Source organism: Vibrio sp. TRT 17S01 (assembly GCF_050113695.1).
Taxonomy (GTDB): Bacteria; Pseudomonadota; Gammaproteobacteria; order Enterobacterales; family Vibrionaceae; genus Vibrio.
The window spans coordinates 242985-259759 of the sequence record NZ_JBNJOG010000007.1 but is presented as its reverse complement, the minus strand read 5'-3'; the positions used below and the strand labels follow the sequence as shown (position 1 = coordinate 259759).

At 45.2% G+C, this 16775-nt stretch carries 16 protein-coding genes and 1 pseudogene; 14 read left to right on the top strand and 3 right to left on the bottom strand.

The features are described from left to right. Position 1 precedes the first annotated feature (1 nt). The 14 genes and pseudogenes from ACQEXS_RS13470 to ACQEXS_RS13405 all read left to right on the top strand — a co-directional run bounded on the left by ACQEXS_RS13470 (position 2) and on the right by ACQEXS_RS13405 (position 13076). A complete protein-coding gene (locus tag ACQEXS_RS13470) occupies positions 2-460 on the top strand; it encodes a hypothetical protein (RefSeq protein ID WP_427014167.1) in 459 nt (152 codons plus the stop codon). Next, a complete protein-coding gene (locus ACQEXS_RS13465) occupies positions 457-693 on the top strand; it encodes a hypothetical protein (protein ID WP_427014166.1) in 237 nt (78 codons plus the stop codon). Before ACQEXS_RS13470 ends, ACQEXS_RS13465 begins: the two co-directional genes overlap by 4 nt. 706 nt (positions 694-1399) lie before the next feature. After that, entirely contained in the window at positions 1400-1723 is a 324-nt protein-coding gene (locus ACQEXS_RS13460; protein WP_427014165.1) for a Mor transcription activator family protein, read from the top strand. Between the two features lie 2 nt (positions 1724-1725). Next, a complete protein-coding gene (locus ACQEXS_RS13455) occupies positions 1726-2289 on the top strand; it encodes a glyoxalase (RefSeq protein ID WP_427014164.1) in 564 nt (187 codons plus the stop codon). A 38-nt stretch (positions 2290-2327) separates the two neighbouring features. Further along, positions 2328-3230, top strand: coding sequence for a Mu-like prophage major head subunit gpT family protein (locus ACQEXS_RS13450; protein ID WP_427014163.1), 903 nt, complete (start codon positions 2328-2330; stop codon positions 3228-3230). A gap of 8 nt (positions 3231-3238) precedes the next feature. Continuing rightward, a complete protein-coding gene (locus ACQEXS_RS13445; RefSeq protein ID WP_427014162.1) occupies positions 3239-3616 on the top strand; it encodes a 6-phospho-beta-glucosidase in 378 nt (125 codons plus the stop codon). Positions 3617-3634: 18 nt separating this feature from the next. After that, the gene (locus ACQEXS_RS13440) at positions 3635-4039 is read left to right on the top strand and encodes a Mor transcription activator family protein (protein ID WP_427014161.1); all 405 of its coding nucleotides are present in this window, start codon (positions 3635-3637) and stop codon (positions 4037-4039) included. 35 nt (positions 4040-4074) lie between these two features. Then, complete coding sequence (locus tag ACQEXS_RS13435) at positions 4075-4434, top strand: phage tail assembly protein (RefSeq protein WP_427014160.1); 360 nt, start codon at positions 4075-4077, stop codon at positions 4432-4434. 215 nt (positions 4435-4649) lie between these two features. Then, positions 4650-5600: pseudogene (locus ACQEXS_RS13430) on the top strand (tape measure protein); the annotation flags it as partial. Positions 5601-6246: 646 nt separating this feature from the next. After that, positions 6247-6936, top strand: coding sequence for a Mor transcription activator family protein (locus tag ACQEXS_RS13425; RefSeq protein ID WP_427014159.1), 690 nt, complete (start codon positions 6247-6249; stop codon positions 6934-6936). Between the two features lie 150 nt (positions 6937-7086). Further along, entirely contained in the window at positions 7087-8967 is a 1881-nt protein-coding gene (locus ACQEXS_RS13420) for a methyl-accepting chemotaxis protein (RefSeq protein WP_427014158.1), read from the top strand. A gap of 115 nt (positions 8968-9082) precedes the next feature. After that, the gene (locus ACQEXS_RS13415) at positions 9083-9970 is read left to right on the top strand and encodes a DMT family transporter (protein ID WP_427014157.1); all 888 of its coding nucleotides are present in this window, start codon (positions 9083-9085) and stop codon (positions 9968-9970) included. A 262-nt stretch (positions 9971-10232) separates the two neighbouring features. After that, positions 10233-11765 carry a 2,3-bisphosphoglycerate-independent phosphoglycerate mutase gene (gene gpmM, locus ACQEXS_RS13410; RefSeq protein ID WP_367987993.1) on the top strand — a complete coding sequence of 511 codons (1533 nt, stop codon included), beginning with the start codon at positions 10233-10235 and terminating at the stop codon, positions 11763-11765. Between the two features lie 162 nt (positions 11766-11927). Then, positions 11928-13076 carry a murein hydrolase activator EnvC family protein gene (locus tag ACQEXS_RS13405; protein ID WP_427014156.1) on the top strand — a complete coding sequence of 383 codons (1149 nt, stop codon included), beginning with the start codon at positions 11928-11930 and terminating at the stop codon, positions 13074-13076. A 65-nt stretch (positions 13077-13141) separates the two neighbouring features. Here ACQEXS_RS13405 and ACQEXS_RS13400 read toward each other — a convergent pair whose 3' ends face one another. The 3 genes from ACQEXS_RS13400 to rnr are packed head-to-tail and all read right to left on the bottom strand — an operon-like array spanning position 13142 to position 16745. After that, complete coding sequence (locus ACQEXS_RS13400; RefSeq protein ID WP_367987991.1) at positions 13142-13495, bottom strand: tRNA-binding protein; 354 nt, start codon at positions 13493-13495, stop codon at positions 13142-13144. Positions 13496-13533: 38 nt separating this feature from the next. After that, positions 13534-14271, bottom strand: a complete 738-nt coding sequence (gene rlmB / locus ACQEXS_RS13395; protein WP_427014155.1) for a 23S rRNA (guanosine(2251)-2'-O)-methyltransferase RlmB — start codon at positions 14269-14271, stop codon at positions 13534-13536. A 20-nt stretch (positions 14272-14291) separates the two neighbouring features. Further along, positions 14292-16745 carry a ribonuclease R gene (gene rnr / locus ACQEXS_RS13390; protein WP_427014154.1) on the bottom strand — a complete coding sequence of 818 codons (2454 nt, stop codon included), beginning with the start codon at positions 16743-16745 and terminating at the stop codon, positions 14292-14294. Positions 16746-16775 lie beyond the last annotated feature (30 nt).

Genomic DNA, 16775 nt, shown 5'->3' with positions numbered 1-16775 from the left:
CATGAAAAACAAGAACTATGCATTAGCAAAAATTCAAATCGGCCAACTGGTTGACGCTGCTCCCCAAAATGCTTCTGACTTCGATACTGATAGCTATATCCCAAGCATTCAATTCCAAGGTAGACTCCATGAACGCTTGGGTAATGCAATGTCGAATATGAATAGTCTAGCCTCGCTTTATAATCGTTGGCAGTTGGGAGAAATGAAATGCAATTGGTCGGTTGTTAGTGAGCTGACCATGGTTTCTCGTTTAGTATCTAGAGAGCTAAAAACTATTTCAGAGATGTGTCAGCAAGATCGAAAAGGGATGCTTTACAACCCAATGCCAAACAGCTGTGGACGTAACTTAACATCAGGATTAACTTCATTAGAAGCGGATGAATTGAATACGTTGCTGAATGAACTGACACCAAGCGAGCTATTACAATTGTTGAGACATCGAAATGGAGTCTTGTCATGAATAACCTGTCTTTAACAGCATCAGAAAGTCACGAACTGGCTACTCGTGTTTCTGCATTGGGAGCCAAACAAGTACTAGTTCTACTTCGTCAACTACAGAATCAATCGTTAGCCTTGTCGCTAGAGAATAAAGAGAGTATCCATGAACGAACACTACGCCAGCAAACTGAAACAAGCGCAAAAAACAAAGCGAGCATTACCGTATTTAACTATTATGTTAGGCCCAACCATTGAGCCTTGCCCTGTTCATACCAAAAACAAAGGGCTAGTTTTGCCAGTTGATCATCCCTATTGGACAGACTACCCCATGAGGGAGACGGATGAATGTAAATGCAGTATTCGCCAAATCTCAGAGTACGAGTATGCAAAGATAAAAGTAAATGGGATTTTGGATCCGCTAGCACCACCAATACTTGATGAAAACGGTAAAAGAACAGGTCATAGGCAGAAAGTACTAATTCCTATAGCTGAAGAGCCTGTAAAGTAACGCCTACCTACTAGCGATAATGCCTTTTCCAACGAAAAGGCATTTTCTTTTCTAAAACGCCCTCAGCGCCGTTCTAAGCGTTTATTCGAACATTTCCTCTCTCAAAAAAGTTTAAACAAATCTGGTGCGATTTAAACAGGGTTTAAACATGGTTTCGCTGTGAAGTTTCGATGGATTAGCCATATACGGCATTTGGGTTAATCACAGTCAGGTTTTTCTAGTCGAGTCGTTAGTTACCAGTGCAATTCTCCAAACCACCATAAACACGGTTAATGTTATTGCGAGTGACAGGGAACAGCGGGAGTGGTTACCCGCAACAGGCCGCAAGTTTATTCCTCTTTATAACTTTGCAGCCGTCTACTGAGAGTGGCCCTGCTATGAAAAAGGGCCACTCCTCAGTTTTCCTTCAATGAATTAATAGCCAGCAAGTGAGTATGGTGAGGAGACAAATAAATGCATTTAAGTGTTGAGGAAAAAGAGCAGTTTTATCCTCTTCTAAGTCCGACTTCACAAACCTTGTTAAAGCTTTTTGAAGAAGCATTTGCACAAAAAGAACTCTGTCCCTGGGAGTTACTCATGAAAGTTTCGGGTGAGTTAGGCGGAACGTATGTCTACTTACCTCAGGAGCAAAAGATGAAGCGCAGGTTACGAGACATCAATATTAAGAAAAGTTTTGAGTCTGGTGTGACCGCCAACCAATTAGCCAAAGATCATCACTTAAGCATTCAGAAAATTTATCGAGTGCTTAACACACAACCCTCATCAGGAGATGAATAACCATGTCATTAATCGATTTGAAATCGGCGCTAGCGTCAGCAAAAAGCGCTTACCAGACTCTAGAGCAAGACATCCGTAATTATGGTCAAGAAAAGCTCACTCAGGAAGCGCGCCTACGCACTCTTAAAGTCAAAGTAGCAGCCAAGCAAAAAGAGCTGGGGCAAGCTCTAACGCAAGAAAGTTCAGAGTCCTTGACTGTTGAGCTGAATGAACTTAAGTCACAACAGCAAGCGTGTGAAACGTTGATCCAAAACATTTCCAATTACCTCAAAGATAAAGCCAGTAATGACAAAACGAAAGCATCTCGTCTCGTCGAAGGCGCGCAGAAAAATCTATTACTTTTTGTCCACCAAGAAATCAAAACCCAGTTGGACATTCTCACCGATGAACAAAAAGAGCTGTTAAAAGACTTCGTTGTCATCAACAAGATGATTTCGGGCGATCTCCCTGATTCGACTCGCTCAACCTATCACCTTGGTTGCGCTTTTGATTCGATCTATGGGGAGTTGAAGGGGAACGCCTTCACTGAGCATCAAAGCAAAATGTTGAAGAAATATACAGCGTAACCCATCAGTAACCGACATTAATACGTAAGGACATTATTGTGAGTACAACCCCTGAAACCATTTTGACAGCGTTAATGGCTGAGCTTAAATCCAGTTTTACTAAAGGCTTGAACGCTGCAAGCCCTCAATGGCAAGAGATCGCGACCAAGGTTCCTTCCTCTGGGGCTGCGAACTACTACGGTTGGATAAAGGACTTGCCAGGCATAAAAGAGTGGCTGGGTGAACGCCAGTTAGTGATTTTAGGCCGTTATGGTTATTCCATTGAAAACAAAACGTGGGAAAGTTCGATTTCCATCAAACGCGATGACGTGGAAGATGATCAGATTGGTCAATACAGCATCATTGCACAAAACTATGGTGATCAAGTCGCATTATTCCCCGACAGCCTGTGTTACCCCCTTCTAGTCGCAGGGTTTAATACCCCTTGTTTCGATGGGCAAAACTATTTCGATACTGACCATCCTCTCGATACTACCCCTGCGAGTGTCTATTCGAATGTGGTCGGTGATCCTACGGTGGATATTGATGAGCCGTGGTTCCTGATTGACGATACGAAGATCTTAAAGCCGATTGTATTCCAAGAACGTCGCCCTTTTGATTTTAAAGGGATGAACGAAACCGAAGAGTACACTTGGTTCAACAATCAGTTCGCCGCAGGCGTTGATGGGCGTTGTAACGTAGGATTCTCATTCCCGCAAATTGCCATTGGTTCAAAAGGGCCTTTAAGCGAAGCTACTTATGAAGAGGCCCGTACACGTTTAAAAACCATGAAAAAAGCCGATGGCACACCAATCAACACTCGCGCAACTAAGTTAGTTGTTGGGCCAGGTAATGAAGCAATCGCGAAAAAGCTCATTAATCGCCAGCTTGTCGATAATGGCACGGACAACATCTACTACAACGATGTGAAGATTGTGGTCAGCTCCTACATCGGGTTGTGAGGTGTGTCATGAACCATATATTTCAACTAGTTGATGGGGTTGTATTAAATGGCGAGCTACAAAAGCGAGTCACTGTTCAGCCTCTAGATGGTGAACAATACGCCATTATTGAAAAGCTTGTTAACGCGCAACTTTCTCAGTTAGAAGCACAGCCCAACTTTCATCTCGTTAACGAGAGTCACCGACTCGGATTAAAAGGTTACATGATGCTTCATGAGTGCGCTGCAACGTCGATCTCCCATATAGGGGATGTTGATGTTGACATGGTGTTTCACGATTGGTGTCAACTTAATGTAAGCGCTCAAGATTGGAGCATCATTCTCAGTGCAAACCTAGCCGTCTCTGAATTCTATGGTGACACCGAAGCAGGCTCGATGAGCGCGTAAATAAATCTGGAGGTTCTAGTGAATAATCCAAAAGAGAAGGAAGCCATTTTCGGTGTAGAAAACCCTTCAAAAGAGGATGTGAATTCTTTGACTGACGCTCAAGAGTTGGAGCGTTGGCCTGAAGCAGTTCGACAGATATATGACTTATTCAAGTTCGAGTTGAATAAAGCGGGGGTCGATGAGGCGCTTGCCATTACCCTCGTTTCTTCATTGTGCCATAGCTTTGGTGGGATGCAGTTTTATCTTGGGCGGGGTAAAGCACTAGAACGTCTCTTACGGGACATTAAAATCTGGAACGATTTCGATGGGAAAAACGTTCCGCATCTTATTGAAAAGTACAATGTGAGCTACTCGCAGGTCTATCGAGTGATTAGTCGAATGAGAGCACGAGCGGCAGAAAAGAAAGCGAATAATGCCCACTAAACTCATCCCCTTTCAAGATATAAGGAACATGAAAAATGGCTGTGCTGACATTTGAATTGAAGGATGGACTCAAAATTGGTGAGTCTGTTTATACCGAGGTCGGTTTAAGAGAACTAGACCCTGAAGACGTGTTCGAGGCACAACTGGCGGCTGAAAAAATCGGCATGATTAACAATCGTCCTTATGCCTACACTTCTGATGTTGTTATGGGAATGGAGCTATTGCGCCGTCAAGTTGAGTTTATCGGCAAAATTGGCGGGCCAGTAAGTATCAAAGAACTATTTATGCTGTCTCAAAAAGATTTTGCTCTCGTCCAGCAAAAGGCAAGTGAGTTAGATCAGACTTTGTTTGCTGATGACACGATGGAGGCAGTAGAAACTCGGGGGCGAGATTAAATCACTTGCAAGGGAGTTGGAGCTAATGCTAATGAACGTTGGCTCTCGCTATCCTGTAAGTGATTTTCGCAAGCAACCCATACGCCGCTTAATAAGAATGGTAAGCAGACTTCATAAGCAACAGGAAATGCCAAATGGCCAATAAACTCGAAACTGATATTACTCTTAATCTCAAAGGGGATCTGGTTCAAAAAGCTAACAGATACGGACGTGAGATGACCAAACTTGGCTCTCGTTCTGAGGCAGCCTTTAGCATGATTAGTAGTTCAGCCGCGGCAGCGAGTCGAGGTATAGACCGTTTTGGCAATCGGCTTATGGTATCTGCTGGCGTTGCTGCGGTAGCGTTCGAACGTACATTTATAAAAACAGCGGCAGAGTTTGAAAGATACCAGGTAATGCTGAATAAACTGCAAGGCTCTGAAGCTGAAGGTGCTAAGGCGTTAGAATGGATCGAGGAATTTACTCAGAATACGCCATTTGCGGTCAATGAAGTTACTCAATCATTCATTCGATTAAAAACGTATGGTCTCGATCCAATGGACGGAACTATGCAGGCCATTGTTGATAGTGCGGCAATGATGGGTGGAACAGCCGAAACAGTCGATGGATTGTCAACGGCGATTGGTCAAGCCATGTCAAAGGGAAAGTTGCAAGCTGAAGAAATGAACCAACTGCTTGAGCGTGGTATCCCTGTGTATGATTACCTGCAAAAAATCTCTAAAGACTTAGGTCATAACAACGGATTGGGTAAAACAGTCGAACAGATAAAAGCAGATGCCGAGGCTGGAATGCTAGGCAAGGAAACTATTGAACTCCTCATCAAGGAAATGGGTAGACAAGCTCAAGGTGCAGCAAAAGCTCAAATGGACACCTGGAACGGTATGATCTCCAACATGGGTGATCATTGGAAGCTGTTCCAAAAGGATGTCATGCAAAGTGGTACATTTGATCTCCTCAAAGATGAACTAGGCGAGTTTCTCGATATGCTCGATGAAATGAAGGAGTCGGGTGAATACGATGAATTTGTTGAGAAAGTTGGTAAAGACTTAGTTGATGGGTTCAAGGCTGCTGCTGAAGCTGCTCGTGAAATTAAGGCTGCGGGACAAGAGATTATCCCCGTGGTTAAAGAAATTGGATCGATGGCTAGCGCAATGGTAGATGTTGTGGGCGGTTACGGTAACTTGGCCAAAATCATGGCTTCGATTTATGCCATCAATAAAATGATTCGAGTCAGCTCTCCAATTCTGCAAGCAGGTCAAGCAGCAGGTGGTTTTGTTTTAGATAAATTGGCAAAAGGCGACAAAGGCGGCGCAATCGGTCAAGCCGCTTCTTCATTAGGTGCACAACGAGTTTTTGTCGTCAATATGCCTGCAAATGGTTTTGGAGGTGTTGACGTTGGGCCTGATGGAAAAACCAAGAGCAAAACAACGCCAAAAGGACGATGGTGGACTGGCGCAGCTCTTGCGGCAAACTCCGCTTTTGACCTTGCTTCACCTTATCTTAAAGCGGCGGGGCCAGCGGCCGCTCTGACGTTGCTTGGTAGTGCTAAAGATTATGATGCCAGTAACCCAATGTTTACGCCGATGGCATTTCCTGAACTACCAAAAGCTAAAAAAGCCCTTGATGAACAAATGAAAGCCTCTATGCATCAATTTAACCAAGCTCAAGCTCGTCCAAATACAACATGGGGAATGGCTGGACAACAAGGAAATATCAAGCTTCAAATCGATGTATCAGATGAACGAGTCAAAGTTACCCCTAAGTATGTCCCACCAGGTTTCTCAATCGACCCCGACACTGGAGCAAACTAATATGTCTAGACATCCGATGGTTATGGATATCGAATCGAGAGAAAGTGAGCTTTGTGACTACCCTAAAGTAATGCACGATATTTATGCTGCTTTAAAAGAAGCTTTAGGTGATTGCTCTAACCGTTCTACGATAGCTTTAGAGCAGTTGGAGCGCATATGCTCGATGTTTGGCGGAATACAAATTTATGTATCGTCTGATGCGACGACATTTAGAAACGTGAAAATCTGTGCACACTTTGATGGGCGTAATGTTTCTGAATTAGCACGCCAGTACCGAATCAGTACACAATCTGTCTATTCGATTTTAAAGAAGAGTCGATATAAGCTCCCCAAACTTGGAGTTTTATGTTCTGGTTCGGCAAACGATGTTGACATTTTTGAACAAAATCGCTCTTTCTTTCATTCTACGACTGTTGAGATTTATGATGTACTCACAGGAATTACAGATCCACATGGACTAGATCGACAAGTTGCCTACTCCCAGTTGATGAACATCATTGAGAAGTATGGTGGCAAGCAAATTTACGTACCTACGGGGCGATTGCTTCAGTCTAGGATGAAGAAGTTTGAAATATGGGACGACTACAATGGCAGTAATATAAAGGAACTGTCTGACAAGTATGGCATTAGTATGAACCATGTTTGGAGAGTCATTGCAGACATGCGAAAGACAATTGGGCTTTCAACATAAAAAGAGCTTCTCAATACCTCTCACTATGTGAGAGGTTTATTTCATTATACGGGATGGCGCGAAATCTGTTTATCTTGAAAAAAGCCGTGAATTATCTCGGCGCGCTACAATAAACGTTCTCTGTTGTTGTCTGTATGTAAAGGGAAGGCCATGAGAAGTACCATCAAATTTAAGATACAAATTGCTATCGCTATCATTATTGCCATTGTAAGCGGCGTTCAAGCATGGATTTCAGTTAGTCAATTAAAGCAAGAAACCACCTCCGCCTTAAGCGGTGAAGTCTCCAATGTCAGTCAAGCAACCACACGTTACATTAGTGACTGGTTAGCCATCCGTAGCCAGATGATGCTGAGCAATGAAGATATTATTCTCAATGCTGACAATGCCGATCGCGAGATGCTTTTGACCAAACGTTCTGGCCAGTTTCTTTCGGTGTATGCAGGCTTTTCCGACGGTTCCATCGCTTATGGTGATAAAACGGAAGACTGGCCTGCAGATTACGATCCTCGCACTCGTCCTTGGTACCAAGATGCGATGGAAAAACCTGGACTCATCATTACTGAGCCGTATCAAGATTTTGATGGCAGTATCGTAGTGAGCTTTGCTAAAGCATTCTCTGGTAACAAACAAGGGGTGTTGGCAGCAGACCTTCCCGTCACGAATATCATCAAAGAAGTGTTAAATGTCAGCCTTGATAATGATGGATTTGCTTTGTTGGTGGACGGTAACAATAATATCGTCGCTTATCAGGATGAGGCCGCCAGCCAAAAACCGCTAACATCAATCAACCAAGCATTGACACCTGAGCGAATGAAAGCGCTACAAAATCAACGCGACTTAGCAACCGTGACTTGGCCAGAGCAAGGCGACAAGCTTGTTTACGTTGCAAACGTGCCAGATACCGATTGGTCGCTGGCAATTGTGGTAGACAAAGAGTTGGCGTTTGCTTCTGTCTCAGAGCAAATCCAGTTCACTGCAATTGCGTCACTCATCCTCTATTTAGTGATTGCATCAGCCAGCACTTGGGTGATCACTCGCTTGTTACTTCCTCTTCAAACTCTGTCTGATGCATTGCGCACTTTATCCCAAGGTGAGGGGGATCTGACTCAACGCATCAAGATTGAACGGATGGATGAAATCGGCGAGCTCGCCAAGCACGTCAACCAATTCTTATCACAGATGCAAAGCATGCTCAAAAGCATCATAGAACACAGTAATCATCTCGCATCACAAGCCGAAAGCGCCAACCAACTCTCTGCACAAGCGTCACAAAAAGTAGAGGAGCAGCAGAACGACGTCAATCAGATCGCAACCGCTATCCATGAAATGTCGGCAACAGCAGCGGAAGTGGCTAGCCACGCAGAGCTAACGGCAAGCGCCTCACAAAGCTCCGCTTCTGCATGTGAAAATGGTCAAAGTGTTATTCAGGAAAACCGCTCCGCCATCGTCAAATTAGCAGAACAAGTTACCAATGCATCGAGCATCATTACAGAGCTAGAGAGCAACACACAAAGCATCAATCAAATCTTATCCACCATTCAAGAAATCGCAGAGCAAACTAACCTGTTGGCACTCAATGCTGCGATCGAGGCTGCTCGTGCGGGAGAACAAGGACGAGGGTTCGCCGTTGTGGCAGATGAAGTTCGCGTGTTAAGTCAGCGTACCCACGGCTCGACAGAAGAGATCCGCACCATGATAGAAACGCTGCAGAATAATACCAAGCAAGCCGTTTCAAGCATGCAGACCAGTACCCACCTTGCGGACAACAGTGTGGAATACGCTCAGCAAGCCTTTGAAAGCCTAGGAGAGATTACAAGTGCTATTAATGAAATCAATGATATGGCTTTACAAATCGCCAGCGCCGCAGAGGAGCAGCGCGCAGTAAGTGAAGACATCAGCCGCAATACACAAGGCATTAAAGATGCCTCTGATACCCTCGCGCTACAAGCTACCCAAAGCAGCAGCAGTGCGCAAGAGATGTATGACTCAGCGCATTCAATGCGCGAAGAAGTCGGCCGATTTAAGGTTTAGCGCTTTTTTTTACTAACTTAACGGGCCATAACGGCCCGTTATTTATTGGTATCTCTACTATTTTCAGGCATATTGATAGCTAGAATCATTTCGCTTTATCAAGGATGAACACATCATGGGTTATGAATGGCTTGCATTAGGCGCCGCCTTTCTTTGGGCCGTTGCAAGTTTACTTTCCGTCGTCCCAGCTCAGCACCTAGGTACCTTTGCATATAGCCGATGGCGCATGGGATGCACCTCAATTATTTTATCATTGATGGCACTGTATACCGGTGGCTGGAGCAATATTGAAGTCAGTGCAATTTCAGCCATGATGCTCTCTGGATTTATCGGGATCTTTGTCGGTGATACCGCACTCTTTGCTTGCCTTAACCGCATGGGGCCACGCCAAGCGGGGCTGCTATTTTCATGCCACGCTGTATTTTCCGCTGTTTTGGGTTACTTTCTGTTTAGTGAAAGCATGACTTCGATGGAACTACTTGGAGCCGCACTAGTCTTTTCTGGCGTTCTTACTGCAATCTTTTTTGGCCGAAAAGGACAAACAGAAAATAAACTGGAAACAATTAAAGGCCATGTATGGGTCGGTATTTCGTTAGGGCTGATCGCCGCCCTCTGCCAAGCCCTTGGTGGCATTATCGCTAAACCTGTAATGCAAACAGCCATTGACCCCGTGGCAGCATCCGCAATGCGTATGATCACCGCTTTTGCTGCACACTGCTTATTCTTATTCACAGGGGCGCGTCTCGCTAGAGCGACCCGACCAATGAATGTACGTATTTTTACCATTACGGCGATTAATGGCTTCCTTGCTATGGCAGTGGGGATGACATTAATCCTATACGCCTTACAACAAGGCAATGTGGGTATGGTGGCGTTACTGTCCTCCACTACCCCCATCATGTTGTTACCGATTCTCTGGATCTACACCAAAAAACGGCCAAATCGTTACGCTTGGCTCGGCGCAGTCGTTGCGGTGACTGGAACCGCGATTTTGGTTAGTTAGAGCAATTAATTTAATAGTTAATTCCGACTTTCATTGTGTTGTCACTTTGATAAGAATGAAGTTAACAAAGCAAATCATTGTCGGTAATGGCGCTAAACTAGGATTTATTGGCGTTTCAATATGAAAGATTGCAACAATAAATCGCAAACAATATTTGATCTTAACCTACAGTTTTGGTTAAAAAGTGTAGTAAAATTACGCTAGTTTTGTTTCAAGGTCGCTCAGACCGACAGTTACTTAAAAATTTGACGAGGTTATTACTATGTCAGCTAAGAAGCCTATGGCTCTAGTTATTCTTGACGGTTACGGTCACCGTGAAGATACAGCAAGCAACGCAATCGCGAACGCAAAAACTCCATTCCTTGATAGCCTGTTTGCTAACAAACCAAACACTCTAATCTCTGCTTCTGGCATGGATGTTGGCCTACCTGACGGTCAAATGGGTAACTCTGAAGTTGGCCATACAAACATCGGCGCTGGCCGTGTTGTATACCAAGACCTAACTCGTATCACTAAATCTATCGCTGACGGTGAGTTTGTAGAAACTCCAGCGCTAGTAGAAGCAATCGACGCTGCAGTGAAAGCAGAAAAAGCGGTACACATCATGGGTCTTATGTCTCCAGGTGGCGTACACTCTCACGAAGACCACATCTATGCAGCCGTTGAAATGGCGGCAGCTCGTGGTGCAGAGAAGATATACCTACACTGCTTCCTAGATGGCCGTGACACACCACCACGCAGCGCAGAGAACTCGCTAAAACGCTTCGACGAGCTATTCGCTAAACTAGGCAAAGGTCGTGTGGCTTCTCTAGTTGGCCGTTACTACGCAATGGACCGTGATAACAACTGGGATCGCGTTCAAGTTGCTTACGATCTTCTAACTCAAGCTAAAGCAGAATTCACATTCGACTCAGCAGTAGCAGGTCTAGAAGCAGCTTACGCTCGTGATGAAAACGATGAGTTTGTTAAAGCGACAGCAATTAAAGCTGAAGGTCAAGAAGATGCAGTCATCGCAGACGGCGATGCAGTGATCTTCATGAACTACCGTGCTGACCGTGCTCGTCAAATCACACGTACTTTCGTACCTGCATTCGACGGCTTCGAGCGCGCTGTATTCCCAGCAATCAACTTCGTGATGCTAACGCAATACGCGGCTGACATCCCACTAGCAATCGCATTCCCACCAGCATCGCTAGAGAACACATACGGTGAGTGGCTATCTAAGCAAGGCCAAACTCAGCTACGTATCTCTGAAACTGAGAAATACGCGCACGTAACTTTCTTCTTCAACGGTGGTGTTGAGAACGAATTTGAAGGCGAAGAGCGTCAACTTGTTGCTTCTCCAAAAGTAGCAACTTACGACCTACAGCCAGAGATGAGCTCTGAAGAGCTAACTGAGAAGATGGTTGCAGCGATCAAGTCAGGTAAGTACGACACGATCATCTGTAACTACCCTAACCCAGATATGGTTGGTCACACTGGCGTTTACGAAGCAGCAGAGCAAGCTATCGAAGCAATCGACGGCTGTGTAGCTAAAATCGTTGCGGCAATCGAAGAAGTGGGTGGTCAAATGCTGATCACGGCTGACCACGGTAACGCAGAGATGATGGTAGACCCAGAAACAGGCGGCACTCACACTGCGCACACTAACCTACCAGTACCGCTAATCTACGTTGGTGATAAAGACGTTGAGTTCAAAGAAGGCGGTAAACTGTCTGATCTAGCACCAACTATGCTGTCTCTAACTGGTCTAGAGATCCCAGCAGAAATGACAGGTGAAGTACTAGTTAAGTAATCGATTTATCGATTTATCGATTTATCGATTTTAAAACGCCCAAGCAGATGCTTGGGCGTTTTTGTTTCTCTCAAGCCTCAAGTTTTTACAATACTCTTTCTTCCACCGATTTTCTTTGGGTATACTGGCTGTCTCTCAATTAGTTAGGATAGATTTCCCACAATGGCACACCACAGAACCCCGCAGCGCTTAAAACGGCTTGTTACTACTTTTATTCTGCTTAGCGCCTGTTCTGTCATTCCATATAGCCATGCGGCCTCCCCAAATGAACTTAAAGGAGTGAAAGGTGAAATCTCTCGTCAAACTCAGTCACTCGGCACACAGCAAAAGAAGCTAGATGAGTTACAAAAGTCTCTACGTAAACATGAACTGAATATCAATGGAATTGAGAAAGACATTCGCGAGACTAAGGCCGATCTTGCCCGTACCAATGCCAACATCAACAAACTTTCTGGCAAGGTGCGTCAATTAGAAGAGCAGAAACAAACACAAAGTGACAACTTAGCCGAGCTATTAAAAACCTATTACGTCACCAAACGAGCGAAAGCACCGACACAGATGCTGAACAACGGCGTCGAAGATGATCGTATTAGCCAGTATTTTCAGCATCTTGCTAAGCAGCGTGCACAAGCTATTGATGAACTAGAAAATACCGTTAGAGAACTGGATAACAGCCGCAACCAACTGGAATTAGAGAAAGCACAAATCGATAAGCTGCTAACCCAGCAGACCACCAAACGTGATCAATTGGCCAAAACCCAGTCCCAGCGAAAACAAACCGTAGGTAAGATCAAGAAAAGCATCTCCAACGATAAAGTGTATCTGTCGGAGCTGCGCCGCAACGAAACGCGCCTAAAAGCTGAAATTGCTAAAGCTGCAAAAGCCGCAGCGGCAAAGCGCAATGCGGTACCGATGAATGGATTAGCACGCCACAAAGGCAAACTGCCTTGGCCAGTGAAAGGCCGTATTTTACATAGCTATGGCACACGTCAAACAGGTCAAATTAACTGGAAAGGTATCGTCATTAACGCCAACTACGGGCAGCCAATCAAGGCGGTCTATTCCGGGAAAGTGGTTTTTGCTGACTACCTCCGTGGTTATGGACTTGTTGTATTGCTGGATCACGGTAAAGGGGATATGACGCTGTATGGCTTTAACCAAAGCTTAACCAAAAAAGAAGGGGATAAAGTTGTCGCAGGCGAAACGATCGCTTTTGCTGGAGACACCGGTGGTCAAGCTCGACCTTCTTTGTATTTTGAAATCCGCCGCAATAGCCGGACTCAAAACCCTAAACAGTGGTTAACCCGCTAATTGAACACAACAAAAAAGGAGCCATGGGGCTCCTTTTTTAATACTTAAACTGCTTGTTATGCATATTATCCTGCTCTGGCACCGTTAGGCATTTCTGTTTCTGGACAAGCGAGACATGGCTGCAATTTATCTTCATAACCAATATCGAATAACATGCCTTGAGACACTTCACCCGCCATTTTTCTTTCGGGCAAATTGACTACAAACAAAGCTTGCTTGCCTTCAATTTCTTTGGGGTTTTCACGCTCTTGTTTTATACCAGCTAAAATAGAGCGCTGATGATCACCAAAGTCTACTGTCAGCTTCATAAGCTTGTCTGATTTTGCTACTTCAGAAACTTCAACGATTAGACCGACACGAATATCAACTTTTGAGAAATCATCAAACGTGATTTCCTCTTTGATTGGGGCATATTTCATACTTCTATCCTCAAATCGACCCAAAGCGCATAACGGTTTTATAAAGCACGTTGACGAACAGCTTCAAACAAGCAGATGCCAGAAGCAACCGACACATTTAAACTTGATACAGTACCAGCCATTGGGATCTTGATTAAATCATCGCAAGTTTCACGGGTTAAACGACGCATACCATCACCTTCTGCCCCCATCACAACCGCTAGCGGCCCTGTCAGTTTCGCTTGGTAAATGTCATGAGTTGCTTCACCAGCGGTTCCGACAAACCAAATGCCCTGCTCTTGCAATGCGCGCATCGTACGCGCTAGGTTGGTCACACGAACCAATGGTACAGTTTCCGCTGCACCGCACGCTACCTTACTCACGGTTGCATTCATCGCCGCCGATTTATCTTTCGGTACAATCACTGCCGCCACACCCGCTGCATCGGCATTACGTAAACAAGCACCAAGGTTATGCGGGTCAGTCACACCATCCAGCACCAGCAGTAGTGGTGTTTCATGTTGCGCTAGAATGTCATCCAGATCATTCTCATTCAGCTGTTTTGCTGGTTTCACACGTGCAATCACACCTTGATGATTGGCTCCGCGAGCTTTGTCATCCAGCGCCTTACGGCCCATCTGTTGGATTGAAACATCCACCATTTGCAGTTCATTCAGGATCGGCATCAAACGATCATCTTGACGGCCTTTCAATACAAACGCTTCAATAAAACGTTCTGGCTCTTTAGCCAAAACAGCTTTTACAGCATGGATGCCGTAAATAAATTCGTTACTCATGGTTATTCCACTTTATCGCTTTAGGCTTTCTTAGCGCGCGCTTTGCTTTTATTGCGTGGCTTTTTCTTTCGAGCCTTGTCTGATTTGTTCTTTTTACTGGCGCTAGGGTCACTTGAACCATCCGGTCGTTTGGTTGGCTCTACCATTGGCTTCGCCTTACCTTCCGAACGGCGCCCTTTTTCTGCCGTGCGCTTTTTCAATTTGGCTTTCTTCATTGCTTCAGCCGCGCGTTTCTTAGCAGTTTTTCCTTTGCCGCGTAGCTTACGACTTGTTTCGACTAATTCAAAGTCAATTTGCTTGTCGTTTAAGTTCACCGACAGCACTTTTACTTTGACCGCATCACCTAAGCGATAAATTGCGCCGAAGCTTTCACCGATAAGTCTTTGACCTATCGGATCAAATTGGTAATAGTCATTCGCAAGTGTTGAAATATGTACCAAACCATCAATATGCAGCTCACTTAAGCGGACGAAGAAGCCAAAGCTGGTGACATTGGCAATCACGCCATCAAGTACTTCACCAACGTGATCTTGCATGTATTCGCACTTGAGCCAATCCGCCACTTCGCGTGTTGCATCATCGGCACGACGCTCTGTCATCGAACATTGTTCACCATAAAAGTCCATATCATCAAACGAGTAATGATAGCCACCAGTCGGTGTCCAACGATCTTGATTGCGCCCTTCTTCTTTCGCAATTAAGTATTTAATCGCACGGTGCAACAGTAAGTCTGGGTAGCGACGGATCGGAGACGTAAAGTGTGCATAACGCTTTAGTGCTAGGCCAAAGTGGCCACAATTGTCTGCGTTATATACCGCTTGCTTCATCGAGCGCAGCAGCATTGTCTGAATTAGCTCTTTATCCTGACGCTCGGCAATTTGTTTTACTAAGTCGGCATAGTCGGTTGGTGAAGGCTCCAACCCGCCTTTTAGATCTAGGCCTAACTCGCCTAAAAAGTCACGGAAGCCCATTAAGCGCTCTTCACCCGGAGATTCGTGAATACGATATAACGCTGGCTCTTTGGCTTTTTCGACCAAGGATGCAGACGCAATGTTCGCCAGAATCATACATTCTTCAATGATCTTGTGTGCATCATTGCGGATCACAGGCTCAATACGGTCAATCTTACGCTCCGCATTGAAAATGAACTTCGTTTCAACGGTCTCAAACTCGATCGCTCCACGGTGATCGCGAGCGTGTTTGAGCACCTTGTACATGTTGTGCAGTTCTTCCAAGTGAGGGATTAACGGCTCATAACGATCACGTAGCTCTGCATCCCCTTCTAAAATCGCATTGACCTTGTTGTAGGTCAGGCGCGCATGAGAATTCATGACCGCTTCGTAGTGTTTATACCCTGAAAGCTTACCGCTATCAGAAATGGTCATTTCACATACCATACACAAGCGATCCACTTGTGGGTTGAGTGAACACAAACCATTGGAGAGCACTTCCGGTAGCATTGGAACGACTTGAGATGGGAAGTACACCGAGTTACCACGGTTAATGGCTTCTTTGTCTAACGCTGAATCAGGGCGTACATAGTAACTGACATCGGCGATCGCAACCCATAAACGCCAGCCGCCACTCTTCTTCGCTTCACAATAAACCGCGTCATCAAAATCTCGCGCATCTTCACCATCAATCGTCACCAAAGGTAACGCTCGCAGATCCACTCGGCCAACTTTCGCCTCTTCCGGAACCTCTTCACCCAGCCCGGAGATTTGTTGTTCAACCTCTTCAGGCCATTCGTGTGGGATCTGATGCGTGCGGATAGCAATTTGCGTTTCCATGCCCGGCGCCATGTTTTCACCGAGCACTTCAACCACTTTCCCCATCATGCCGCGCGAACGAGAACCACGATCAGTGATCTCTATAACAACAACGTTACCCATGCGAGCACCGGCACGCAGATCATTTGGGATCAAAATATCGTGTGCAATACGTGAGTCATCCGCAACCACGTACGAATAACCATATTCCATAAAGAACCGACCAACGATTTGAGTTTGACGTTCCTCCAATACGCGAACCAGACGCCCTTCCTTACGGCCACGTTTGGAGTTATCCGTTGGTTGAACCAAAACAAAATCACCATGAATGATGTTCTTCATTTGGTGGTGTGGTAGCACGATGTCATTATCTTTGCCGACACTTCCTTCAGGACGAACCCAGCCATGCCCATCTTTGTGACCAATCACATAGCCTTTGACCATCTCAAGTTTTTCAGGCAACGCGTAGCACTGACGACGAGTAAACACCAACTGACCATCACGCTCCATAGCTCTTAAGCGACGGCGTAATCCTTCATATTGATCTTCTCCCTTAAGCTGCAGCGCTTCAAACAAATCATTACGATTCATCGGCACACCCGCATGCTCCAAAAACTCAAGGATAAACTCCCGGCTTGGAATTGGGTTTTCGTAGTTCTGAGATTCGCGATCCGCAAATGGATCATTCGAGATATTGTCTGACATAGGCATGCCTACTTAGCAAAGAAGGGTTTA